Here is a 23,175-nt window from a genome sequence, read left to right as displayed (position 1 = left end):
ACCCTATCAAGCGGTTAATAGACGAAGGAGGCTAATAAATATGGCAAACAATGACAACAGATGGAAACAAGGTTTTCCGAAAATCGGTATTCGGCCGACGATAGACGGCAGAAGAAAAGGGGTGCGCGAGTCGCTTGAAGAGCAGACGATGAACATGGCCAAAGCGGTTGCCGCCTTGCTTAGCGAAACGCTGAAATATCCGAACGGTGAGCCGGTGGAATGCGTCATAGCCGACACTTGTATCGGGGGTGTGGCTGAATCAGCGGCAGCAGCGGAGAAATTTGCCAAGTCGGGCGTAGGCGTCTCAATTACAGTGACACCATGCTGGTGTTACGGCACAGAGACGATGGACATGGATCCAACGACGCCGAAGGCGATCTGGGGCTTCAACGGGACGGAGCGTCCTGGTGCGGTGTACTTGGCAGCTGTCCTTTCCGGCCATGCGCAGAAGGGCATTCCGGCATTCGGCATTTACGGAAAAGACGTGCAGGATGCGGGCACGACGGATATTCCGCAGGACGTGCAGGAGAAGCTGATCCGTTTCGCCAAAGCTGGACTTGCGGCGGCCTATATGAAGGGCAAATCGTACCTGTCCATCGGTTCCGTATCCATGGGCATCGCGGGCTCGATCGTGAACGAAGAGCTGTTCCAAAACTACCTGGGTATGCGCAATGAGTATGTGGACATGTCGGAGCTTGTGCGCCGAATCGATGAAGAAATTTTTGATCCGGAAGAATACCGCCTTGCTCTGAATTGGGTGAAAGAGAACTGCAAGGAAGGTCCGGACAATAACCCGCCGCAAATCCAGACCTCCCGTGAACGCAAAGATCAAGATTGGGAAACGGTTGTGAAAATGTCGTTGATCGTGCGCGATCTGATGGTCGGGAATCCCAAGCTTGCCGAGCTGGAGTTCGGCGAAGAAGCGCTTGGTCACAATGCGATTCTGTCAGGCTTCCAAGGGCAGCGCCACTGGACGGATCATTTCCCGAACGGGGATTTCCTGGAAGCCGTATTGAACACATCGTTTGACTGGAACGGCAAGCGCGCGCCTTATCTCGTCGCCACGGAGAACGACAGTTTGAACGGCGTTGCGATGCTGTTCGGCAATTTGCTGACGAATACAGCGCAAATTTTTGCCGATGTCAGAACGTATTGGAGTCCGGATGCGGTTGAACGCGTGACCGGTCATACATTAACCGGAGCTGCTAAAGACGGCATTCTCCATCTGATCAATTCCGGTCCGGCTGCTTTGGACGGAACAGGCCAGCAATCGCGGGACGGACAGCCGGTGATGAAGCCGTTCTGGGAAATCACGGACGAAGAAGTGACGCAGTGTCTGGAAGCAACGTCCTGGCGCCCTGCATCCGTGGAATATTTCCGTGGCGGCGGCTACTCGACCGACTTCCTGACCAAAGGCGGCATGCCGGTGACGATGTCACGCATTAATTTGGTCAAGGGTCTAGGTCCTGTCCTGCAGCTGGCTGAAGGCTACACCGTCGACCTGCCGGAAGACGTCCACAATACGCTCGATCTGCGGACGGATTCGACTTGGCCGACGACTTGGTTCGCGCCGATTTTGACTGGCGAAGATTCCTTTACCGACGTATATTCGGTCATGGACAATTGGGGATCGAACCACGGCTCGATCAGCTATGGCCATATTGGCGCCGATCTGATTACATTGGCAGCTATTTTACGCATCCCGGTCTCCATGCATAACGTACCGAGCGATAAAGTGTTCCGTCCGCGCGTATGGAGCAATTTCGGCACGAAGGATCCGGAAGGCGCCGATTTCCGCGCATGCAGCAATTTTGGACCGCTGTATAAGTAAAGGGAATCGTACGAAAAAAGCGGGGTGACTTCGTTGGGAACAAACCATATGCATATGCTGGCCGTTGATTTCGGAGCAAGCAGCGGGAGAACGATACTCGGCAGCTGGGACGGCTCCCGGCTTACGGTGGAAGACATCCACCGTTTTGCCAACGATCCGGTTCAGCTGGGAACGAGTCTGCACTGGGACTTCCTGCGGCTGTTTCATGAGCTGAAACGAGGCATTCACGCCTATAAGCAGCACGGTTCAGGCAGCCCGGCTTCCATCGCTGTCGATACGTGGGGCGTGGATTACGGCTTCGTGGACGGCAAAGGCAAGCTGCTGGGTAATCCATATCACTATCGCGATGCGCGCAACGTGCCGGCGATGGAAGAACTGCTAAGCAAGCTCCCGGATGAGTCCTTATACGGCCGTACGGGCATTCAGTCCTTATCTTTTAATACCATTTTTCAACTCGTTGCGGAATCCTGTGAGAACGCGCTGCAAGTAGACGCCGATACCCGCATGCTGTTTATGCCGGATTTATTCCGCTTTTATTTGTCAGGCGTTCGCTCAACGGAATATACCATTGCCAGCACTTCAGGCCTGCTGAACCCGATAGCGCGAGATTGGGACAGAGAGCTGCTGAACCAGATTGCAGCCCCTTCCTCCTTATTCACGCCGATCGTCATGCCCGGTACGGCTGAAGGCCATCTTCGCCGAGACATCGCCGAAGAGCTGCAGGTTGGCCCCATTCCGATTGTGGCGACAGCTTCGCACGATACGGCGTCAGCCGTCGTCTCGATTCCGTCGCTGCAGGGCGATTATGCGTACATCTCTTGTGGAACCTGGTCGCTTATGGGCGTTGAGCTCGATGAGCCGATCATGAATGAGCATGCCAGACGCTGGGGCTTTACGAACGAAGGCGGCGCAGAACGCAAAATTCGCATGCTCAAAAACATCATGGGCTTATGGCTCTTGCAGGAATGCAAGCGCCAGTGGGAGCTCGAAGGCGAAGCGCTTTCGTATACCGAGATGCAGGAAATGGCAAAGCTGGAACGCGGGCTGACCTGCTATGTCGATCCGGCGGACGCGGCCTTCCTGGCACCGGGCAACATGCCGCAGCGGATTCGCCATTACTGCTTTCAGACCGGGCAGCAAGTGCCGCAGACGAAAGCGGAGCTAGTCCGCTGCATCGTCGACAGCTTGGCGATGATGTTCAGGCAGACGCTGGATGAAATCGAGCATCTGCTGGACCGCAAGCTCACCGCGATCCATATCGTCGGCGGCGGCATTCAGAACCGCCTGCTCTGCCAGCTGGCGGCCAATGCGACCGGCCGTCCGGTCATTGCCGGGCCAGTCGAGGCGACGGCGATCGGTAACGTGATGATGCAGGCGAAAGCGCACGGCGAGGTACAGTCTTTGGAACAAATCCGTCAGGTAGTGATAGACTCGTTCCCGCCTGATCGTTATGAGCCTGAGGACAGCGCGCAGTGGCGGGAAGCTTTTGAGACGTATAAAGAAGTTATTCATAAGAAATCCGTAAGGAGCTGAACATAGATGTCGGAGCAGAGAACGAGAGAAGAGCTGACGAAGTATGCGCGCAAAAGTGTCGCGAAGGGGCTCGTCGTCGGTCCCGGTGGCAACATCAGCGCCAGATTCGAGGATGTGATGTATTTGTCGCCGAGCGGTTTTGCGCTGGAGGATATCGAACCCGAACAATGGGTACCGGTGCACATTCCATCGGGCGATATTTTGGATCAAACGTATCGGCCTTCATCCGAAGTGCTGATGCACTTGTTTTGCTATCGCGTGAACCCGGCGATGCAAGCGATCGTACACACGCATCCCGCGTACTGCATCGCGCTGACGCTCGTCGATGACGAACTACCGATGCTGTTCCCGGATCAGGCGGCGCTGGTCGGCGATGTCGCCTTCGTTCCTTATGTCGTGCCGACGACAGATAAGCTGGCGAATCTGGTTGCGGCGCAAGCGGATCGTTACAGTGCCATTATGCTCAAAAACCACGGTCTCGTCACGACCGGCAAAAACTTGCGCGAAGCCTACTATCGCACAGAAGTGATGGAAGAAAGCGCCAAAATCTACCTCATCGCCAAATCGGTCGGCACACCACGCCGGTTAACCGAAGAGGAATATAAAGAAATTCAAGGCCTCGAAAGCGAGGCTTACCGCGTTAATTTACTGCAGCAAATGAAATAGTGCTGCAAGCTTCATACAAACACCTGTTCTCGCTGAATTGCAGCGTTGGGACGGGTGTTTTTTTTGTGCGCAATTGGACATCCTATGCGAAAGAAATCCTAATTTGTTCCAAGGATGGCGACTCCACATGAGCACAACCCGCATCTGCAAGCAAGCAGGTCTCTTACTTGTCTTATCCTTTGTCTTTATGGGATGCAGTCCAAACGGCGTGACTGTACAGGCGCTGAATCCGGCCAACCAGGCGGCTGTCCAAGAATACGAGGTCGTTTCAGAAGACTATGAAAACGGCGCGATCCACATTCGGTATCCACAGCTTAGGCAGCTGAACGCGCCACCGGAGCGGCAGCAAATGATCAATGCTTTGCTCCGAGCGGAGGCGCTGAAAGGGCAGCTGTATGATAAGGATACGACGCAGCCCTACACGCTGGACATTGATTTTACTGTCACGTTGCGGAGTTCGAAGCTGCTGAGCGTTCAATATCGAGGGAGCGGCTACGTGGAAGGCGCCGCACACCCAAATCCTTTGTTTTATACGACAAATGTGGATTTGGTGCGGGGCAACAGGCTGAGGCTGGAAGATCTCGTGCCGATTGACAGAAGGCTCGTGCACAAATTCAAGCGCGGCCGGTTCAAAGCGTTGAATCCCTTAATGGCGAGCCTGCACGAGCAATTGTCCAAAGACGAGCTGGTGCGCATGTTCCAGCGCGCCGACGATCTGGATCGTATGGGTACGGAAGATCAATCGGATACATTCAGCTATTTAACGAAGGAAGCGCTCGGCATCAGCATTGGTGTCGGATATGCCGCCGGCGGACATGCGGAGTTCGAGATTCGCTATGCCGATTTGACTAAAACTTTTAATCAAATTCAAAATGAGAAATACGGCCCCTTTCGATGAGTCTATCGGAGGTGCCTTTTTTTATTATCGTAATATTCATCCTGTCAAAACGGCGCTTCATGCACTAAAATTGGTATACAAATGCCGCTGTCGGGGTGAGGACATGTATAATATTTTGGTTGTGGATGACGAACCGATGATTTGTAAAGGTGTGGCGACGATTTTGCGCCAGTCGAGCCTGAACATCTCTGAGGTATTTATCGCTTATAATGGATTCGAAGCGTTGGACTTTATTCATTTGGAGAAGATTGATCTCGTATTCACCGATATTCAAATGGAGAAAATGAACGGCATCGAGCTGATCGAGAACATTTTCATGGAAGACCCGTCGATTCCGGTTGTAATCCTATCGGCGCACGGGGAATTTGAATATGCGCAGAAGGCGATCCGTTTTGGCGCCAAAGAATATTTGGTCAAGCCGATTACGCCGGACCGGCTGCTTGCTATAGTCAAGCAGTTGCTGAGCGACAAAGAGGAAAAAGCGCGGCATTTTGCTGAATGGGAAGGCAAATGGGCGCTCCCTGAATATTCCTCACCGGAGCAAAACTATTACTTAAACGAGCTGATGACCGGGGCCATCCATCCCAGCGAAGTCGACGGCATCCTGGAAACACTTGGCAGGAGATTGGACGGAACGTATTACAGCATGCTGATGATCAAGCTGTTTCTGGAGCGTGGCGGCATCCATGATGAAGAGATTTTGACGTTGAAGGACAGGAATCTGCTCAAGTACGCCGCTTTGAACATTATGGATGAAACGGCCGGCCAGTGGAACCATTTGGTGTTCAACAATCATCATTCGACGTTTACGCTGCTGCTGCAAGTGTCAGAAGAGGAGAATCGGGACGCGCTGCGCGTGAATCAGCTGCAAATGGTCGCACAGATGATTCATACCAATTTGCAAAAATATGTCAATGTCAAAAGCCGCATCGGCATCAGCCGCATTCGTGAAGGCGTGACCCAGTGGCCGGTTCTGTACAAAGAAGCGCAGACCAGCTTGAATTGGAGCGATAATGACGCGCACAAAGGACATTACATGGTCTACATCGAGGATATCGGTCATGTGATGAGCGATCAGCCTTTGTCGAGGACGCAGATGGATGAGGCGAATCATCGCATCGTCTTTGCTGCTAAGACGTATATGGAGAGCTCATTTTGCCAAAAAGGCCTGAAATTGCAGGATATTGCGGACAGTGTGCACCTGAGCCCGAATTATTTGAGTTATTTGTTCAAAAAGGTGATGGGCATCAATATTTGGGACTATGTAACGAGGCTGCGCATGGAGGAAGGGAAGCGGCTTATTATGACGACAGATAAGCGCAGGTATGAGATTTCGGAGGCCATCGGCTACGAGTCGCCGGAGCATTTTAGCAAAATTTTTAAGAAGCATTTCGGCATCAATATTTCCGAGTTGAAAAGCGCGGGTTCGTAACATGTGACACAATAAGCGTAATAGCGCACATCGCCCATTGAAAGCGTTCCCCTTATAATCAAACCTGTAGACAACAATCGTTAGGATAATCGAAAGGGGACCTCACATGAAAGGTAAAAAAAGCTACAGCCTTCAGTACGATCGCCTTGACTGTTTTATTAACCGCCTGCAGCACGAGCAACACCGCAAGCAACTCGGCGAGCCCTAGCGCAGGTACAGCGACGCCGGCAGCAAGCAGTGCAGCAGCTGCGTCAGCAACTCCTGCGCCATCGAAGAAAATTACGATCACAGCTGAAAGCTTCAAGCCGGATCAGAAAGAAAAGAATGATCAGCTGGACCAGCGGATCAATCGGTTTAAAGCGAAGAACCCGAACGTCGAGTTTAAAAAGGACGACTGGCAGTACAGCCCGCTGGAAATCGGTGTGAAGATGGCGTCTAACAGCGCGCCGACGGAATATACGACCTATGCCACCGAAGGCAAGGTGCTTGTCGACAAGAAATGGGTCGCAGACATTACGGATTCGGTGAATGCTTGGGCGCATGCGCAAGATATGAACGACTTGCTCTCCAAACCGTTCGTCGTGAACGGTAAAACATACGGCGTGCCGATTGACGGCTATGTCATGACGATCACGCTGAACAAAAAGCTGTTCGCGCAAAAAGGCGTGCCTCTGCCGCCGATGGATTGGACATGGGACGATTTGCTTGACGCCGCCCGCAAGATCAACGATCCAGCCAAAGGGATCGCAGGGTTTATTCCGATGGGCAAAGGTCCGGAAGCGGGCTGGAATTGGACGAATTTCCTCTACGCAGCCGGCGGTGATGTGCAAAAGCTGGACAACGGCAAAGTTGTCGCTACGTTTAATTCCGATGCCGGTTTGAAAGCGCTTGAATTCTATAAGAAGCTGAAGGATGAGAATTTGATTCCGCAAAACTGGGCGCTCGGATACGGAGATGCACTCAGCGCATTTGCCCAGGGACGTGGCGCCATGGTGATGTGCGGAAGCGGCAATGCTGCCGATACGGCGATTAATGAAGGCGGTATCAGCAAAGACGATCTGGTTGTGTATCCAATTCCCTCCATGACGAAGGGAGGCAAACATACCGGCGTTCTCGGCGGAAATTACCGTGTTATCAACCCGAAAGCGGACAAAGAGACGCAGCAGATGGCATTCAAGTGGATCACGGATGAATATTTTACCGATGAATTCCTAACGTCCACGCAAAAAGAAATTGAAGACCGCAAAGCGAAAAACCGCGTCTATATCCCGCAGCCGATCAACTATTGGAAAGATTCCTCCGATTTCGGTAAAAAGTATTCCGACCTGCTGGCGAAGTACGACAATGTTTTCAAATACGATCCGCAGCTGCTCAGCCTGTGGGACGGCAAACCAGAAGCGCAATATGAAGCGCAGAAGTATTATGCGGAAATGGCGAATGTCATCCAAAAAGTGTTCACGACCAAGAACGTGGATTTGAAGAAAACGCTGGAGGATACTTCGAACAAAGTGCAGTCCGAAGTGTTTGACAAAGTCAAAATCGAATAGTCCGGCGGAGATCGGGGCTAAGCCGTCAAGGTTTAGGCCCGATTTATGCAAGCGCGCGAGGAGTGTCCATCATGGAGGATGTCCAATACGTACAATCGGCTGCTGCGAAGGCGTCAGTCCGGAAAAAAATCAACTGGTATTTCTGGGGAACCCTGTTCATACTTCCGGAAATCATTTTCTTTTTCATCTTTTTGTGGGTGCCTATCCTCAAAGGCATTTTCTACAGCTTCTATAATATCGACTTTGTCGACGGCAATCAATTTACTGGCCTTGACAATTATATCAGCATTGTTCAGGATGATCTGCTGCTCATTTCGATCAAAAACACGCTGTACTACATGCTGCTGGGCGTCGTGCTCGGCTTCTGGATTCCTCCGCTCGTGGCGATTGCCGTGACGGAATTGAAATGGTTTCAGGGGGCGGCGCGGATTATCGGCTATTTGCCCAGCGCCGTGCCGGCCATCGTCCTTTACGGGATGTGGATGTGGTTTTTCGATGCAGTCGGCCCGATCAACAATTTTTTACAGACCATCGGTCTGCAGCCGATTCTATTTTTTAGCCCCAACATGTCCATGATCTCCATCGTCATTCTGGAGACGTGGCAGAGCTTCGGGGCTGCTACGCTCATATATATCGCGGCCATTGTCAGCATTCCGCGTGAGCTGTACGAGGCGGCGGAGATCGATGGCGCGAGCGTCTGGCAGCGCATACGCCATATTACCCTGCCGAGCATCCGCGCGCTCATGCTGCTGCTTCTGCTGTTGCAGCTGATTACGACTTCGCAGGGCTTCCAGGCGCAGCTGTCTATGACTGACGGCGGTCCGAACAATGCGACGCTGACCTATTTGCTGTGGATGAACCACACGGCATTTACAGATCTGAATTTCGGCAAAGCGAGCGCAATGGGCAGCCTGATGTTTTTCGTGTTGATTTTGCTGTCAATTGTGTACAATTTGCTGCAGCGTAGGAGTGAAAAAGCATGAAACCATCAGAACGCGGCATTCTGTCATCCTATGATTTTAAAAAAGGCACGGTAAAAACCGGCTACGCCATCATGGTCCTGCTGATGGTTTGCATGGCAATCACGATGCTGTATCCGTTTTTTAACACCTTTTTCAGCTCGCTCAAAACACGGGAGGAATTTTTCGCATTCCCACCCACCTTTTATCCGAAAGAATGGATATGGACAAATTATAAAGATGCCTTAACGCAATTCGACCTGCCGCTGCTCACTTTCCTGAAAAATACCATTTTCATCTACGTAGGCAATGTAGTGTTTTGCTTCTTATTTATCGGCCTAGCCGCTTTCGCCCTCTCGCATTTGCGGGTACCGTTCAAAAAATGGGTGACGCTTTATTTTCTTTCCACACTGCTCATCCCGCCAGCCACGTACATCGTACCGAACTTTTTAAATTTAAAAAGCTTAGGATTAATCAACACATACTGGGCGTTCTGGCTCCCGGCGGCTGCGAATGCGTACTATATGCTGCTGCTTAAAAACTTCTTTGACGGTATCCACAAAGAAATTCTCGAAGCCGCCCGCATCGACGGCGCAAGTGAGTTCGCCTCCTATATGCGCATCGCGGTCCCGCTATCGACGCCGATCATCGGCACCTTGTTGATGCTGGCTTTTTCCGCCACATGGAACGACTTCTACTGGCCGAACATTGTAATGACGGACAAAAGCATGTGCCCGCTGGCCACGGGCATTTACAGGTACGTCGTATATCCGACCTCGGTCATTCCATGGAGCGTCAGGTTCGCGGTGTTGACCATGGCGATGCTGCCGCCGGTCATCTTTTTCCTCACGTTTCAAAAGTTTATCGTGCGCGGTCTAAGTGCATCCAGTGTCAAAGGGTGAGGCTTGAGCGTCTGTCAGAATGCGCATTCTGCGGGCGCTTTTTCGTTTGCTTGTAAAGGCTGAAGCGAGAAAAGGAGTCAGGCCGCAACTTGGCGAAAATATGGGGGATCCCAGGTGGGGACAGTTTGATGAGCGAAAGGAATGAACGACGCCATGTTTAAAATGTTGCGGAATATGAATTTGATGAAAAAGCTGATCGTCCTGCTCATCATCTTCGTCGTCATTCCGATTCTCGTCATTGATTTTTTCGTTGCCAAAAAGCTTGAGTCGATCACCGAGGAACAAGTCGGCAACGCTTTGCTGCAATTGGTGAGCGCAACTCATCTCACATTGGATCGGGAAAGCACCGATTTTGATGAAAAAACGAAAAACATTATGATTTCCCAAGAAATCCAGCAGCTCGTCAGCTTGCCGTCTTCGTCGGAGTATGAGCGTGTAGAAATTTTTAAAGCATTGGACAAATATTTGAACCATTATTCGACGAATGCGATCCGATATTCGCTTTTCTTTTCCGATAAAGAAAAGTCATATTCGTTCGTGCCGAATCCGGACTTATTAACGAACGGAATCTTTTATTACACGGACATGAATGGGCTCCCATGGTATGAGGATGTGAGTCAGGCCAAGGGCAAAGGGATTATCCGGGTTATTGACAAATTCGGCTACAACCCGAACAATACGCGTACAGTCGCTTATTTGCGGCAGCTTAACAGCATTTATAACGGTGATACGGTGATCGGATATTTGGCCGTATCCGGGATTGAAACGCAGCTGCAGATGGATTTTGTTCCGTTTGGCAAATATGTCGATGCGGAAGTGATGTTGCTGGACAACGCCGATACAGTGCTAGTAACGAATACACAGAACTACGAAATCGGCGCGAAATTCCATTTGCCGCCGGATAAAACGGAAGGCGTTTTCAAAATCAAAGAAGCGGGACGCGAGCTGATGTTTGTGCTTCATTCAAGCGAGTATACGAATACGAAGCTGCTGATGCGAGTGCCGGTCGAGTCTATCATTATCGATCATATCAGTGTCCAGCATTTAGTGAATTTGATTATGATGGTGTATTTCCTGATTTTAATTTTAGCCAGCATGTACTTCATTCAGTCCATTCTTAAGCCCATATCCAGGCTCGCGCGCATTACAAACTCCTATCATCCGGGCCGGCCGCTGTCGATTGCCATGCAATCAGATAGCAAGAACGAAATCGTGCTGCTGAACAACCTATTCATTCGCATGACCAATCGGCTGAATCAGACGATTTACGATAAATATGAGCTGGAATTGAAGCAAAAAGAAGTGGAGCTATCCACTCTGCATTCGCAAATCAATCCGCATTTGCTCTATAACACGCTGGAGTCCGTTTACTGGCACACCCTGATGGAAGGGGCGGGGGAATCCGCCGAAATGATCAAAGATTTGTCCCTGATTATGCGAATCGGCCTAAGCAAAGGCAAACTGCTGATTCCGATCATGGAGGAAATCAACCATGCGGAAGCGTATTTGCGACTGCAGCTTTTCCGCTATGAATATGCGTTCCAAGTGCATTGGAACATCGAAGAGGACGCGAAGCGGTACCTGATTCCGAAAGTCGTGCTTCAGCCGATTTTGGAAAACGCGATTTTACACGGCATTAAACATATGGACCAAGACGGTGAACTGTGGATTTCTGTTCATTGTGAGAACGGGCATGTCATCGTCATCGTCGAGGACAATGGCTACAAACAGATTGATATCTCCATGCTCAACGCCATCTTACAAGGCAAAGAAAAGAACCATGGCTACGGTATCATCAACGTGCAAAAGCGCATCCAGCTCCATTTTGGCGAAAGCTTCGGCCTGCAATACACCCTCCGCGAGGGCCAAGGCCTCCTCGCCACCATTAAAATCCCCGCCGTCCAAACTGACGGGGAACTGCGGAGTTAGAGGGGGCGGCAGGCTGCGCGTCTTGCCGTCGCTATGCTGCTTACTTTAACAGCAACTATAACATCAACTTTACCGTCCTAACCGATCGGAAAGCCCCTCTGCCCACTATCCCATTGGGTCAGAAGAGGGCTTCTCTGCCCACTATCCCGTTAGGTCAGAAGAGGCCCACTCTGCCCACTATCCCATTGGGTCAGAAGAGGGCTTCTCTGCCCACTATCCCATTGGGTCAGAAGAGGGCTTCTCTGCCCACTAACCCGTTGGGTCAGAAGAGGGCTTCTCTGCCCACTATCCCATTGGGTCAGAAGAGGGCCCCTCTACCCACTATCCCCGTGGCTCAGAAAACAAATGCTTACAAAAACGCTTAATACTCTCTAACGGTTCATCTGCGATGATGGAAATTCCATAGCCTTCGGCAATACGTAGGCAAAATCGGATTGGAGCGCATGCGGCTAGCCGGGCATCTGCTGAAAGAGCGCTTAACCGCTAAACAGCACGTTGCACCAAGTGGTGGCTAATCGCGTTTGAACGTAGGGATATTGTCAAAAGTGGTCAAAATTTTATTGTCGGTTGACAGGGAAGAAGTAACAATCTATACTTTAATACAAGTAAACAACTAGGATTAAGTGGAATTAAGTCGACCGGCCAACTGGAGACACAGATCACCTCGTTACCAAGGTGTATGTGTCTTCTTTTGCGCCTTAAATGGTTAAGAAAATGCTTGTTGCTGCAGTGCGATTTGATGCTAAGTGAGGAGGACGAAGGATGAAAATAGATTGGACATTCCGATTGAATGAACCGTGGAAAATCGATCGTGTGCTTGAGTTTGTGAGGATTGCAAATCTACACACGTGCAATATTTATATTGGCAGCAATGAAAAAATGCTAAATGCCAAAGGGCTGCTTGGCATTGTGTCGTTCAGCCTCTCGCTAAATGAGTACTCCTCAGTTCTGCTTCAACTCGAAGGCGAGGATGCTCAGGAGGCGTTTGAGCAGTTAGCGGTGTTTCTACAAATTAATGAGCAGCGGCTGCATACGGGATATGCTATGAATATGTGACACGCGCATCGCTGCCTTTGCTATTCTGTGATTAATTGTGTTACAGTTGATCACAGAGGTGATAGATGATGAAATTGGGGATTTTAGACCAATCACAAATAGGAGAAGGCCGCACCGCGTCAGAGACGTTGGCGGAAACGACACAGCTGGCGCGGGTGGCCGATGAGCTCGGCTATACCCGCTATTGGGTGTCGGAGCACCATGCTTCGCAAGCGCTCGCGCATTCGAGCCCGGAGGTGCTGATCGCGCACCTCGCGGCCCATACTTCACGCATCCGCGTAGGCTCAGGCGGCATCATGCTGCCGCACTACAGTGCCTATAAGGTTGCGGAAAATTTCCGGCTGCTCGAAGCGCTGCATCCGGGCCGCATTGATGTCGGCCTCGGCCGGGCGCCCGGCGGCATGCCGATTTCAACCCGGGCGCTGCAGGAGGGGAAATATACAAGTGTCGACCATTATCCGCAGCAAGTGGCGGATTTGACCGGATACTTGTATGATGCCCTGCCTGCAGAGCACCGGTTTGCGGCGCTGCATGCGTCGCCAATCATTCCGACTGCGCCAGAGGTGTGGCTGCTCGGATCCTCCTATGACAGCGCGTTAATCGCGGCACGTCAGGGAGCAGCCTTCGGCTTTGCGCAGTTTTTCGGCAACGCCGACTGCACGGAGGCGCTGCGCATTTACCGCGAGCACTTCAAGCCGTCAAGGCTGAATGCGCAGCCACGCTCTTTGGCCGCCGTGCTCGTCGTCTGTGCAGAGACAGAGGAAGTAGCTCAGCGGCTCGCTTCCAGCACGGAGCTATTCTTCCTCTCGCTCGGCCGCGGGGCGCTGCTGCCGTCTTTCCCATCGATGGAGACAGCGCTAAGCTACCCGTACACCGAATTAGATCGCGCTCAAATACGCGATGGCCGTCATAAGCGCATCATCGGAACACCGCAGCAGGTGAAAGAAGAACTGATAAGGCTGAATGAATCGTATCAAGCCGATGAATTTATGGTCGTATGTCCAATCCACGATGTAGAAGCGCGCATACGCTCCGTTCGCCTGATTGCTGAAGCTTTCCAATTTAAACCATAAATGGATAAACCGCCCGATCCCAGGCAGGGAGGCGGTTTTCTTTATTTTAAAAATAACTTCATCAAGATAAAATTAAGTGTATTCGACAAAAGGGTACAAAATGAACTCTTATCAATAGTCGAAAGGGCCTGTATAATATAGGAAATGAGACTTGGAAGCGATGAAACCTAATCTGTACTTGGGCACTTGGATTAGGAGGAGCTAGTAGTGCAACCGGCCATTTTTTCTAGTAGGTGTCTACATATATTATAGAAAAAGTGGAGGTATATGTTGTGAAGACCTTGTTGGAATTGGAAGAAATCGTGAAGCAGTTAGGCATTAGTCAAGAAAGTTTCGAGGAGTGGCTTCAGGCGAACCGCCTGGAAAGAGAATCTAAGAAACCGGAGGAACTCATTGGCTTGGATCTGCATATGGATTCAGTGATCAATGCGGAAAGCGAACTGTTTTATTAGACATATTAATGTAAGCGCTAATCGTCGTATACATATGAAACTGCCGAAGATCCGTTTCGGCAGTTTTTTTATTCAACGACTCATAATGAGCGCCAGTCTCGAATCTTATAGGGTTGTTAACTTTATTTTACGTATAAATAAGGGGCTGGTCTAATGCTTCAAAAAACACACAGTGTCGCTGGTCTCGTTTCTGCGGAAGTTGTGCTCGTCTGGCAGGATGTCAGTTTTTTGTCTTGGGAAGCTGCTGGGGCGCTCTTACTTGGTTGTCTAGCCGGCACTTTAGCGGATGTCGATAAACCTGGGTCAACGATGGCTAAAGTGTTGTTCCCGCTATCCGCCTTATTGCATGTGTTAAAAGTGCGGCACCGCACAGTGACGCATTCGCTGCTCGTGATCGCCTTGATCATGCTGGCAGCCGGGCCGCTTCCAACTTTATTCTATTGGACGTTAGTTGTTGGTTACGTTTCCCATCCGCTGATCGACCTGCTTAATGACAAAGGGGTGCAGCTCCTGTGGCCAATCCCTGGGAAAGTCCGTCTGCTTCCCAAATGGCTAGCGATCACGACCGGCTCAACAGGCGAAACAGTGTTTAGAGCTTTACTTTTCGTCATAAGCTTGGGCATTCCATTGCTGCTTGTGGTCCAGAGGTTCTCTTAAACGACCAGAATTTGACCTGGCGTTAAAAATAGTAGATGATGAGTAGGAAAAGATTTCCCTTCAAAAAATCTACTGTGCAGGGAGGCATATACTCTTGGAACTTATTTACCATGGACACTCTTGTTTACAAATCATTGTCGGCAACAAATCGCTTGTGATTGATCCCTTCCTACGAGGGAACTCGCTTGCGGTCACGAAGCCGGAGGATATTAAAGCGGATTACGTCCTCCTGACACATGCGCACATGGATCATATTTTAGATGCTGAACCGATTGCCAAAGCGAATGATGCGCCGGTAGTGGCGATTCCCGAACTTGCTGCGTTCATGCGTTGGAAAGGTGTTAAAACCATCGACATGAACATCGGCGGCACACTGGATGTAGGCTTTGCCAAGGTAAAAATGATTCAAGCCTTCCACAGCTCAGGCATCGTCCTTGACGAAGAACAGCGCATTCTTTATGGTGGGATGCCTGCCGGTTTTATTATTGAAGCCGATGGGGTTACGGTGCTGCATACTGGCGATACCGGTCTGTTCGGCGATATGCAAATGATTGGCGACCGACATCCGCTGGATGTGGTGTTTTTGCCGATCGGGGATCACTACACGATGGGCCCTGAGGACGCGCTGCAAGCTGCGGAATGGTTCCACGCCAAGCTGACCGTGCCGGTTCATTATAACAGCTTTCCTGTTATAGAGCAGGATGCGCAGTCGTTCGTGCAAAAGCTGGAAGCGCGCGGTTTGAAGGGCAAAGTGCTCGCTCCCGGCGAGAAGTTGGAAGTATAAACGGCCGCTAGAACCGGCGGTTTACCATAACAACCTCCTTTATGACGTAAAGGAGGTTGTTTGTTTGTTGCCACAGTAGTTGATTATTTGGACACAAGAGAGCGGGAAAGCGTATAATAGTTGTAATTAAAACGTTCTCGGGAGGTACTGCATGACGGCGCTTGTTTTCTTTATTGGTCCTGCAGCAGCAGGCAAAACAACACTGGCAAAAGCGCTCGTGAAAACGCATAAAGCTGCTTTTCTTGACATGGATACGCTGCTCAGACCCGCTGCAGAGGCGATCATGACAGCATTAGGTTTGGATCCGAATGATCGGGATTCGCCGGTGTACAAAAAGAACTGCCGTGACTTAGGCTATCGAATCACGATGGATGCCGCTGTCGAAAACCTCCAGCTGGGCATCGACACTTTCGTCATCGGTCCGTTCACCAAAGAGATCGAAGACCCGCAATGGCTCGAACAAGAGCTTGCTCGTGCGGGATTGTCAATGAGCGAAGTTCACGTGAAAGTGATCTATGTATATTTGCCGAGCGATTATGCCTATCAATCCAGGCTGCGGGAGCGAGGCTCTGAGATGGATATTTGGAAGCTAGACAACTGGGAAACCTTCCGTTCATCTTTATTTCGCCGCGAAGTCAAGTGGCCTTTGTCTGCGGGATCTGTCCGATATTGGGATAATTCGGGTGAGCTGTCCGCAGAAAAACTCGCACAATTGCAAGCTTTTATGGAGATGTCACCTGAATGACAGGGATTAAAATCGTAAAAACGGGGTCTTGCTCAAAAGGATTTTGCTGCATCGGGTAGACCTCAAAATGTGTAAGCTCGCCTGGATCCGGTGCCAAATGCTCCTCTTTCATCCATGCGTAGGCGTAAGTATAGGATTGCTGAATGCTTTGACCTTTACGATGCTCCAACTTGGCGTACGTAAGTGCTGGAACATGGATGCGCAGCATGCCAGGAGGCGTTGGAGCCGAGTTATCCATCTCAACAACCGCGTAATGCGTAAAACCAGTCCCTTCTGGGTAGGCATGATAGGACAACCCATAAAAATGTTGCTGATCAACAGGCTGCTGGATCTCCGGCAGTCTTTTTTGCAATGCTCGATGCACTTCGCGAATGCCTCCTGCGTTCGCTTCGGCGAAAGTGCCTTCCCAGCGTAATCCTATGGCCTGAAAAATTGGCTTTGTGATCAATGTAATCTCATCTTTTTGTGCCATAAGTATCTCCTCCTTTATTATTTAAAGATTCGTTATTTGGAGTATGGATTCCTTTATTTTCCATATCGATTTGGATGGCTGTGTTATACAAAATATTATTAATATCGAAAATGTTATTGAATATTTAAAATTTTAAATTATATAATATAACTAAACAGTCGAATATGTTGTGTAACAATAAAATTGGGATGCTGAGGGGAGTGATCGTCATGAGCAGTCTAACGGCAGCGATGGAGTACGAAGGTAGCAAATTTCCTCGTTTTAGAACCTACGGATTCCTGTGCAAAAGAGCAATGACCAATCTTGATCGACTTATCGAGCATGAGGAATGCGGAGATACAGCTTTTTACCCTATGTCACCTTTATACTTAACACTGTATTGCGCATTTGATGTTATTGAGGCTGTAATCGATTAACTTACACACTTATAAAATAATGCCTGCCTACGATGGCGGGCTTTTTATTATTCATTAGGGAAGCCCCCGCCTAGCCTCTCCGCAGGCGATACCTCAACAAGAGCGCAATCTGTCCACTATCCATTCGGCTCAGAACAAATGAAACGCAGCCCCCGCCCGAGCTCTATCGCCAGGCCATGCCCCAACAAGAATGCTATCTGTCCACTATCCCCTTGGCTCAGAACAGATGAAACGCAGCCCCCGCCTAGCCTCTCCGCAGGCGATGCCCCAACAAGAATGCTATCTGTCCACTATCCCCTTAGCTCAGAACAGATGAAAAGCAGCCCCCGTCTGAGCTCTATCCGCAGGCGATATCTCAACAAGAGTGCTATCTGACCACTATCCCCTTGGCTCAGAACAGATGAAAAGCAGCCCCCGCCCGAGCTCTATCCGCAAGCGATACCTCAACAAGAGCGCAATCTGTCCACTATCCCTTTAGCTCAGAACGGATGAAACGCAGCCCCCGCTCGAGCTCTATCCGCAAGCGATACCTCAACAAGAGCGCAATCTGTCCACTATCCCTTTGGCTCAGAACGGATGAAACGCAGCCCCCGCCCGAGCTCTATCCGCAAGCGATACCTCAACAAGAGCGCAATCTGTCCACTATCCCTTTGGCTCAGAACGGATGAAACGCAGCCCCCGTCCGAGCTCTTTCCGCAGCCATACCTCAACAAGAATACTATCTGTTCAATATCCCCTTCTCAAAGCATACGAAACGCAGCCCCCGCCCGAAGGCCCGATGTTCTGAGCGAAGGGGATAGTGCCGAGAGCGTGGGCGCCCGACGCCCCGATGATCTGAGCGAAGGGGATAGTGCCGAGAGCGTGGGCGCCCGAACCCCCGATGTTCTGAGCGATGGGGATAGTGCTGAGAGCGTGGGCGCCCGAACCCCCGATGTTCTGAGCGATGGGGATAGTGCTGAGAGCGTGGGCGCCCGACGCCCCGATGATCTGAGCGAAGGGGATAGTGCCGAGAGCGTGGGCGCCCGAACCCCCGATGTTCTGAGCGAAGGGGAAAGTGTCTAGAGTTAGGTAATCTTAATTTTCTATATAAAATAAAATTTTTATTTATTTTATATAACAGTATTGAACATCTACGAACTAAGTGTTATATATTATATTAATAACACATAAATGTATTATAACATTTAAGGAGGAGTTACAATGGATTGCCCGACATGCCAAGGTAATGGCGATTTGGATGAAATGAGACCTTTAAATCAACCGGCTGAAGAAGAGGTAAAGGGCATCGCTTTTGGGCAAGACCTGGTGCTTTGGCCCAATACTTGTCCGGTTTGCGGGGGCAGCGGGTTTTTGGATGTATCTTTTTAAACGAACGCGGTTGGCTAATATTCCGAATCATGAGTTGTTTCTGCCTAATTTTGCGATCTTAATTTATTTAAAGGAGTGCTGTAGGTATGAGCCAAAATGACCAACTTCAAAAGGAACATTTACAAGCAAGGTGGGACTCAAAAAGGTTTGAAGGGGCGAGTCGCCCGTATTCGGCGGAGGATGTGCTGCGGCTTCGCGGGACGGTGGCGGTTGAGCACACGCTCGCTACGCGAGGAGCCCGCAAGTTTTGGGAGTTGGTCAACCAAGAGGATTTTGTGCCGGCGTTGGGCGCATTAACGGGCAATCAAGCGGTTCAACAGGCAAAGGCGGGGCTAAAAGCCATTTATTTGAGCGGCTGGCAGGTCGCAGCCGATGCGAACTTATCTGGTCATATGTATCCAGATCAGAGTCTTTATCCCGCTAACAGTGTGCCGAGCGTGGTGAAGCGGATTAATCAGGCGCTGCAGCGCGCTGATCAAATTCAATACGCCGAGGGCAAGGGCGGCATTGATTTTTTCCTACCGATTGTCGCAGATGCGGAAGCCGGATTCGGCGGGCCGTTGAACGTGTTCGAGCTTATGAAAGGAATGATCGAAGCGGGGGCGGCTGCGGTGCATTTTGAGGACCAGCTTTCTTCGGAGAAGAAATGCGGGCATTTGGGTGGAAAGGTCCTACTTCCAACGCAGCAAGCGGTGAGAAATTTGATTGCAGCCCGGCTTGCCTCTGATGTAATGGGGGTTGAGACGGTGTTGATCGCGCGGACGGATGCGAATGCAGCAAGCTTGCTGACCAGTGATATCGATGAGAACGATAAACCGTTTCTTACAGGCGAACGTTCGCCGGAAGGATTTTACTATGTGCGTGCGGGCTTGGAGCAAGCGATCTCCCGAGGTCTAGCTTACGCGCCCTACGCAGATATGGTCTGGTGTGAAACATCGGAACCGAGTTTGGAGGAAGCGCAAAAGTTTGCTGATGCCATCCATGCTCAATATCCTGGCAAGCTGCTGGCGTATAACTGTTCACCGTCCTTTAACTGGAAAAAGAAACTTCACGAGCAGGAGATAGCCCGATTTCAATGCGAGTTGGGAAAAATGGGGTATAAATTCCAGTTCGTCACACTGGCTGGATTTCATGCGCTGAACCATAGTATGTTTGAGCTGGCTTACGATTATAAAAGCCGTGGTATGGCTGCCTACTCACAATTCCAGCAGGTGGAATTTGCCAGCGAGGCTCGTGGATATGAGGCGACTAGGCATCAACGCGAGGTCGGAACAGGTTATTTTGACGAGGTGTCACAGGTTATTGCTGGTGGCAATTCATCTACAACAGCTTTATCCGGTTCGACGGAAGCTGAACAATTCGCTCATGAATAAGAAAAGAGGGAGCCTCTTCTCAGCGGCTCCTGTTTTTTTGAGTGGAGCTGTAATATAATGAATTCAATGTTATATAACAGTTCAGCGAGGTGGAACAATGAGTACAGGCCATTCGGAGCTGCATACGAAGCATGAACAAATTACGAAATATATCGAATCCTTGCCTGTAGGAACGAAGCTGTCTGTTCGGCAAATCGCACAGGACCTGGATGTGAGTGAAGGTACGGCTTACCGTGCCATTAAAGAAGCGGAAAATATCGGCCTGGTGAGTACAAAAAGGCGCATTGGCACGATCCGCATGGAGAAGAAAGAAGAGCCTGTCATTGACAAGCTGACGTTTGCTGAAATTGTGCATGTTGTGGAAGGTGTCGTCTTGGGCGGAGCTTCAGGCATTCACAAGACACTGAACAAATTTGTCATTGGCGCGATGCAGTTGGAAGCGATGCTTAAATATATTGAAGTCGGCAATCTGTTGATCGTCGGCAACCGAGTTCAGGCGCACATGTGTGCGCTCAGTCAAGGCGCAGGCGTGCTGATCACGGGCGGCTTCGATACCACGCCGGAAGTAAAAGAGCTCGCAGATGAGCTCAACTTACCGATCATCGGCAGTTCGTTCGATACCTTCACCGTAGCGACGATGATAAATCGGGCGATGGAGGACAGGCTCATCAAGAAAAAAATTATGAGCGTAGAGGACATCGTCCGTTCGGATAGTCCGGTATACTCGCTTGTGGCCGGCCAAACGGTCAAGGACATGCAAAAGCTTGTGGAGGAAACGACGCATACACGTTATCCGGTCGTTGATGAGCATCGGGTCCCGATCGGCATGATCACGACGAAAGATATTATCGGCGCTCCACCGAATCAGGCTGTGGGCGCTCTGATGACGCCGAATCCGCTTATGATCAGCCTGAAAACATCGGTGGCTTCGGCCGGCCATATGATGGTTTGGGAGGGGATCGAGTTGCTTCCAGTCATCAATGGCGAGCGCCAAATGGTCGGTGTGATTTCGCGAAAAGATGTGATGAAGGCGATGCAGTACATGCAGCGCCAGCCGCAAAACGCCGAGACATTCGAGGTGCAGATCTATGCGGGCATCGAGGAGATGCGGGATAGCGAGGGCAAGCTGTATTTTAAAGGGAGCATTTCGCCGCAAATGACGAATTTCGAAGGCCTCGTGTCGGAAGGTGTGCTGACCACGCTTATGATCCGAGCTGCCTACCGCACGGTGCAGGAGCAAAAGAAAGGGGATCTGATTCTGGATAGTTCTTCTAGTTATTTCCTGATCCCGCTGCAAATCGATGATGTTATCGAAATTGTTCCGACAATCGTGGAAATGAGTCGTAGATTTTGCAAAATCGATATGGAGATTGTAACGAATGGCACGCGCGTAGCCCGTTCCATGTTCACGGCACGCATTTTGTAGTGTGCAGCAAACAGCCCCCCGACGCTGAGTGAAAGCGGATCGGGGGGCTTTGTTTTTTATGGCAGAAGCTGGCGCACGTACTGAATCGTAGATTCAATGGTATCATCGGCTAGCTGCTCCAGCGAGACATCAATGCCTGGTTTATGCTGCTTTAGCTTGCGCAGAAATGATTCTGTATGAAATATGCCGGTTCCTGAGCGGACGGACAGCAGCTTGTCGTTCTCCACGGTCACGTCTTTCAGATGCGCGAGTATAATCCGGTCGCCAAAAGCGGCGAATGCCTCATCCAGGAACGCTCCCTGGGTCTCGATCGCTTGCGGCGGAAGCAGATTGATCGGATCGAAGACGACGCCCAGATTACTGGACGGGACTTCTTCCAGGATCCGTACCATTTTGGACGTGCTGGACAGCGTATGGGTAAAAACCGGCTCCAGGCCGATATGCACGCCCCAGCGTTCCGCTTCTTCGGCGAGCTCCTCGACGGTTTGCTTCAGCACGGCCCAGCCGATCTCTTCATACCGCTCACGGTCCTGAGCGGCATAGGTGAGCAGATCGCCCGTCTCGGTCGCGACGATCGAAGTGCCAAAATCGCGGGCGTAGCGCAAATGCTCTTTAAACCGGTCAATCTCGTAGCGGCGCTGCTGCGCATCCGGATGGACCGGGTTAATGTAGCAGCCCAGCACGCCAATGCGAACCCCGGCACGATCGAACTGCTCGCCAATGTAGTTGGCGAGGCCAGGGCTCAGCTTGCCGAGGCTGGTGTCGATATCGCTGATTGCTTTGCTCAGCGCAAGTTGAACAAAATCGATGCCCCGTCCGCTCAGCTTGGCCGTCAGCTGTTGCAAGGGCAGATGTCCGACAGTATGGGCAAGTGTTCCGAGGCGCATCTTATCTGGCCATCCATCCGCCGTCCACGCAAACCACGTGTCCGTTCATATAATCGGAAGCGGAAGAAGCGAGGAAAACAACCGGACCTTTGAGGTCCTCAGGTGTCCCCCAACGGCCAGCCGGGATGCGCTCTGTAATGGATTGCGTTCGCTTCTCATCTTTCAGAATCGGCGCTGTGTTGTTCGTGGTCATATAGCCAGGTGCAATCGCGTTAATCTGAATCCCTTTGCCAGCCCACTCGTTGGCGAGTGCTTTGGTTACGCCGGCAATCGCATGTTTGCTGGCCGTATAGCCAGGCACGTTAATGCCGCCTTGGTAGGTCAGCATCGATGCGATGTTGATGATTTTGCCGCTGCCTTGCTCGATCATGTGTCGACCGACGAGCTGGCTCAGGAAGAAAGCGGAGTTCAGATTCAAATCAATCACATCATGCCAGTCTTGGCGCGCATGGTCTGCGGCTGGCGTACGGCGGATAATGCCGGCGTTGTTGACGAGAATATCGATTTTACCATAAATACCCAAAGCGCGGTTGACCACATCTTCTAAAATGTCCTCATTGCTGAGATCGGCTGCAATCAGCTCGGCCTGTCCGCCTAGCGCTCGGATCGCTTCGACGGTTTGCACACTTTCCGAAGAGGATACGGCGATGATTTTAGCGCCGGCCTCGGCAAGTCCGATGGCCATCCCTTGACCCAGACCGCCGGAAGCACCGGTGACGAGAGCCACTTTACCAGTCAAATTAAATAAACGCATGTAAGGCACTCCTTC

At 50.8% G+C, this 23,175-nt stretch carries 21 protein-coding genes and 1 riboswitch; of the genes, 18 read left to right on the top strand and 3 right to left on the bottom strand.

Going from position 1 to position 23,175, the window contains the following annotated elements; all coding sequences use genetic code 11:
* Positions 1–40: 40 nt before the first annotated feature.
* From O9139_RS31205 to O9139_RS31135, 15 genes are all read left to right on the top strand, one after another.
* Entirely contained in the window at positions 41–1,831 is a 1,791-nt protein-coding gene (locus O9139_RS31205; protein WP_270885641.1) for an L-fucose isomerase, read from the top strand.
* A gap of 33 nt (positions 1,832–1,864) precedes the next feature.
* Positions 1,865–3,364 carry a rhamnulokinase gene (locus O9139_RS31200; RefSeq protein WP_270885640.1) on the top strand — a complete coding sequence of 500 codons (1,500 nt, stop codon included), beginning with the start codon at positions 1,865–1,867 and terminating at the stop codon, positions 3,362–3,364.
* Positions 3,365–3,370: 6 nt separating this feature from the next.
* Positions 3,371–4,030: a class II aldolase/adducin family protein gene (locus tag O9139_RS31195; protein ID WP_270885639.1), complete on the top strand. Its 660-nt coding sequence runs from the start codon at positions 3,371–3,373 to the stop codon at positions 4,028–4,030.
* Between the two features lie 127 nt (positions 4,031–4,157).
* The gene (locus tag O9139_RS31190; protein WP_270885638.1) at positions 4,158–4,928 is read left to right on the top strand and encodes a polysaccharide deacetylase family protein; all 771 of its coding nucleotides are present in this window, start codon (positions 4,158–4,160) and stop codon (positions 4,926–4,928) included.
* Positions 4,929–5,031: 103 nt separating this feature from the next.
* Positions 5,032–6,360: a response regulator gene (locus tag O9139_RS31185; RefSeq protein ID WP_270885637.1), complete on the top strand. Its 1,329-nt coding sequence runs from the start codon at positions 5,032–5,034 to the stop codon at positions 6,358–6,360.
* Positions 6,361–6,506: 146 nt separating this feature from the next.
* On the top strand, positions 6,507–7,907 hold the full coding sequence (locus O9139_RS31180; RefSeq protein WP_270885636.1) for an ABC transporter substrate-binding protein: 1,401 nt from the start codon (positions 6,507–6,509) through the stop codon (positions 7,905–7,907).
* A gap of 71 nt (positions 7,908–7,978) precedes the next feature.
* Positions 7,979–8,890 (top strand): carbohydrate ABC transporter permease, encoded by a 912-nt coding sequence (locus tag O9139_RS31175; RefSeq protein ID WP_270885635.1) that lies wholly within the window; start codon positions 7,979–7,981, stop codon positions 8,888–8,890.
* Positions 8,887–9,768: a carbohydrate ABC transporter permease gene (locus O9139_RS31170; RefSeq protein WP_270885634.1), complete on the top strand. Its 882-nt coding sequence runs from the start codon at positions 8,887–8,889 to the stop codon at positions 9,766–9,768. The genes O9139_RS31175 and O9139_RS31170 overlap by 4 nt, the downstream gene beginning before the upstream one ends.
* A 153-nt stretch (positions 9,769–9,921) precedes the next feature.
* Positions 9,922–11,697: a sensor histidine kinase gene (locus O9139_RS31165; RefSeq protein ID WP_270885633.1), complete on the top strand. Its 1,776-nt coding sequence runs from the start codon at positions 9,922–9,924 to the stop codon at positions 11,695–11,697.
* A 762-nt stretch (positions 11,698–12,459) separates the two neighbouring features.
* Positions 12,460–12,753: an HPr family phosphocarrier protein gene (locus O9139_RS31160; protein ID WP_270885632.1), complete on the top strand. Its 294-nt coding sequence runs from the start codon at positions 12,460–12,462 to the stop codon at positions 12,751–12,753.
* Between the two features lie 65 nt (positions 12,754–12,818).
* Positions 12,819–13,826 (top strand): LLM class flavin-dependent oxidoreductase, encoded by a 1,008-nt coding sequence (locus O9139_RS31155; protein WP_270885631.1) that lies wholly within the window; start codon positions 12,819–12,821, stop codon positions 13,824–13,826.
* Between the two features lie 144 nt (positions 13,827–13,970).
* Positions 13,971–14,054: riboswitch (cyclic di-GMP riboswitch) on the top strand.
* Positions 14,055–14,098: 44 nt separating this feature from the next.
* Positions 14,099–14,278, top strand: a complete 180-nt coding sequence (locus tag O9139_RS31150; protein WP_270885630.1) for a hypothetical protein — start codon at positions 14,099–14,101, stop codon at positions 14,276–14,278.
* Between the two features lie 153 nt (positions 14,279–14,431).
* The gene (locus tag O9139_RS31145) at positions 14,432–14,935 is read left to right on the top strand and encodes a metal-dependent hydrolase (RefSeq protein ID WP_270885629.1); all 504 of its coding nucleotides are present in this window, start codon (positions 14,432–14,434) and stop codon (positions 14,933–14,935) included.
* A gap of 94 nt (positions 14,936–15,029) precedes the next feature.
* Positions 15,030–15,719, top strand: a complete 690-nt coding sequence (locus O9139_RS31140; RefSeq protein WP_270885628.1) for a metal-dependent hydrolase — start codon at positions 15,030–15,032, stop codon at positions 15,717–15,719.
* 151 nt (positions 15,720–15,870) lie between these two features.
* Positions 15,871–16,464 carry an AAA family ATPase gene (locus O9139_RS31135; protein WP_270885627.1) on the top strand — a complete coding sequence of 198 codons (594 nt, stop codon included), beginning with the start codon at positions 15,871–15,873 and terminating at the stop codon, positions 16,462–16,464.
* Here the strand turns inward: O9139_RS31135 and O9139_RS31130 are convergent.
* Complete coding sequence (locus tag O9139_RS31130; RefSeq protein WP_270885626.1) at positions 16,442–16,936, bottom strand: GyrI-like domain-containing protein; 495 nt, start codon at positions 16,934–16,936, stop codon at positions 16,442–16,444. The genes O9139_RS31135 and O9139_RS31130 overlap by 23 nt on opposite strands.
* Positions 16,937–18,552: 1,616 nt before the next feature.
* Here O9139_RS31130 and O9139_RS31125 point away from each other — a divergent pair.
* From O9139_RS31125 to O9139_RS31115, 3 genes are all read left to right on the top strand, one after another.
* A complete protein-coding gene (locus tag O9139_RS31125; protein WP_270885625.1) occupies positions 18,553–18,720 on the top strand; it encodes a hypothetical protein in 168 nt (55 codons plus the stop codon).
* An 86-nt stretch (positions 18,721–18,806) separates the two neighbouring features.
* Positions 18,807–20,093, top strand: coding sequence for an isocitrate lyase (aceA, locus tag O9139_RS31120; protein ID WP_270885624.1), 1,287 nt, complete (start codon positions 18,807–18,809; stop codon positions 20,091–20,093).
* A gap of 97 nt (positions 20,094–20,190) precedes the next feature.
* Complete coding sequence (locus tag O9139_RS31115; RefSeq protein WP_270885623.1) at positions 20,191–21,519, top strand: DRTGG domain-containing protein; 1,329 nt, start codon at positions 20,191–20,193, stop codon at positions 21,517–21,519.
* Between the two features lie 56 nt (positions 21,520–21,575).
* Here the strand turns inward: O9139_RS31115 and O9139_RS31110 are convergent, their stop codons facing one another.
* A complete protein-coding gene (locus tag O9139_RS31110; protein ID WP_270885622.1) occupies positions 21,576–22,406 on the bottom strand; it encodes a sugar phosphate isomerase/epimerase family protein in 831 nt (276 codons plus the stop codon).
* A 1-nt stretch (position 22,407) separates the two neighbouring features.
* On the bottom strand, positions 22,408–23,160 hold the full coding sequence (gene kduD, locus O9139_RS31105; RefSeq protein ID WP_270885621.1) for a 2-dehydro-3-deoxy-D-gluconate 5-dehydrogenase KduD: 753 nt from the start codon (positions 23,158–23,160) through the stop codon (positions 22,408–22,410).
* Positions 23,161–23,175 lie beyond the last annotated feature (15 nt).

It is taken from the genome of Paenibacillus aestuarii (assembly GCF_027789125.1).
Taxonomy (GTDB): Bacteria; Bacillota; Bacilli; order Paenibacillales; family NBRC-103111; genus Paenibacillus_E; species Paenibacillus_E aestuarii.
The sequence above is the reverse complement of the archived record's forward strand: the minus strand, read 5'-3'. Positions and strand labels throughout refer to the sequence as shown.

Bases quoted from the DNA above. Each gene is read 5' to 3' on its own strand.
- O9139_RS31205 (WP_270885641.1), top strand. From the start codon at position 41: ATGGCAAACAATGACAACAGATGGAAACAAGGTTTTCCGAAAATCGGT.
- O9139_RS31195 (WP_270885639.1), top strand. From the start codon at position 3,371: ATGTCGGAGCAGAGAACGAGAGAAGAGCTGACGAAGTATGCGCGCAAA.
- O9139_RS31190 (WP_270885638.1), top strand. From the start codon at position 4,158: ATGAGCACAACCCGCATCTGCAAGCAAGCAGGTCTCTTACTTGTCTTA.
- O9139_RS31185 (WP_270885637.1), top strand. From the start codon at position 5,032: ATGTATAATATTTTGGTTGTGGATGACGAACCGATGATTTGTAAAGGT.
- O9139_RS31175 (WP_270885635.1), top strand. From the start codon at position 7,979: ATGGAGGATGTCCAATACGTACAATCGGCTGCTGCGAAGGCGTCAGTC.
- O9139_RS31170 (WP_270885634.1), top strand. From the start codon at position 8,887: ATGAAACCATCAGAACGCGGCATTCTGTCATCCTATGATTTTAAAAAA.
- O9139_RS31165 (WP_270885633.1), top strand. From the start codon at position 9,922: ATGTTTAAAATGTTGCGGAATATGAATTTGATGAAAAAGCTGATCGTC.
- O9139_RS31160 (WP_270885632.1), top strand. From the start codon at position 12,460: ATGAAAATAGATTGGACATTCCGATTGAATGAACCGTGGAAAATCGAT.
- O9139_RS31155 (WP_270885631.1), top strand. From the start codon at position 12,819: ATGATGAAATTGGGGATTTTAGACCAATCACAAATAGGAGAAGGCCGC.
- O9139_RS31145 (WP_270885629.1), top strand. From the start codon at position 14,432: ATGCTTCAAAAAACACACAGTGTCGCTGGTCTCGTTTCTGCGGAAGTT.
- O9139_RS31135 (WP_270885627.1), top strand. From the start codon at position 15,871: ATGACGGCGCTTGTTTTCTTTATTGGTCCTGCAGCAGCAGGCAAAACA.
- O9139_RS31130 (WP_270885626.1), bottom strand. From the start codon at position 16,936: ATGGCACAAAAAGATGAGATTACATTGATCACAAAGCCAATTTTTCAG.
- O9139_RS31125 (WP_270885625.1), top strand. From the start codon at position 18,553: ATGGATTGCCCGACATGCCAAGGTAATGGCGATTTGGATGAAATGAGA.
- aceA (WP_270885624.1), top strand. From the start codon at position 18,807: ATGAGCCAAAATGACCAACTTCAAAAGGAACATTTACAAGCAAGGTGG.
- O9139_RS31115 (WP_270885623.1), top strand. From the start codon at position 20,191: ATGAGTACAGGCCATTCGGAGCTGCATACGAAGCATGAACAAATTACG.
- O9139_RS31110 (WP_270885622.1), bottom strand. From the start codon at position 22,406: ATGCGCCTCGGAACACTTGCCCATACTGTCGGACATCTGCCCTTGCAA.
- kduD (WP_270885621.1), bottom strand. From the start codon at position 23,160: ATGCGTTTATTTAATTTGACTGGTAAAGTGGCTCTCGTCACCGGTGCT.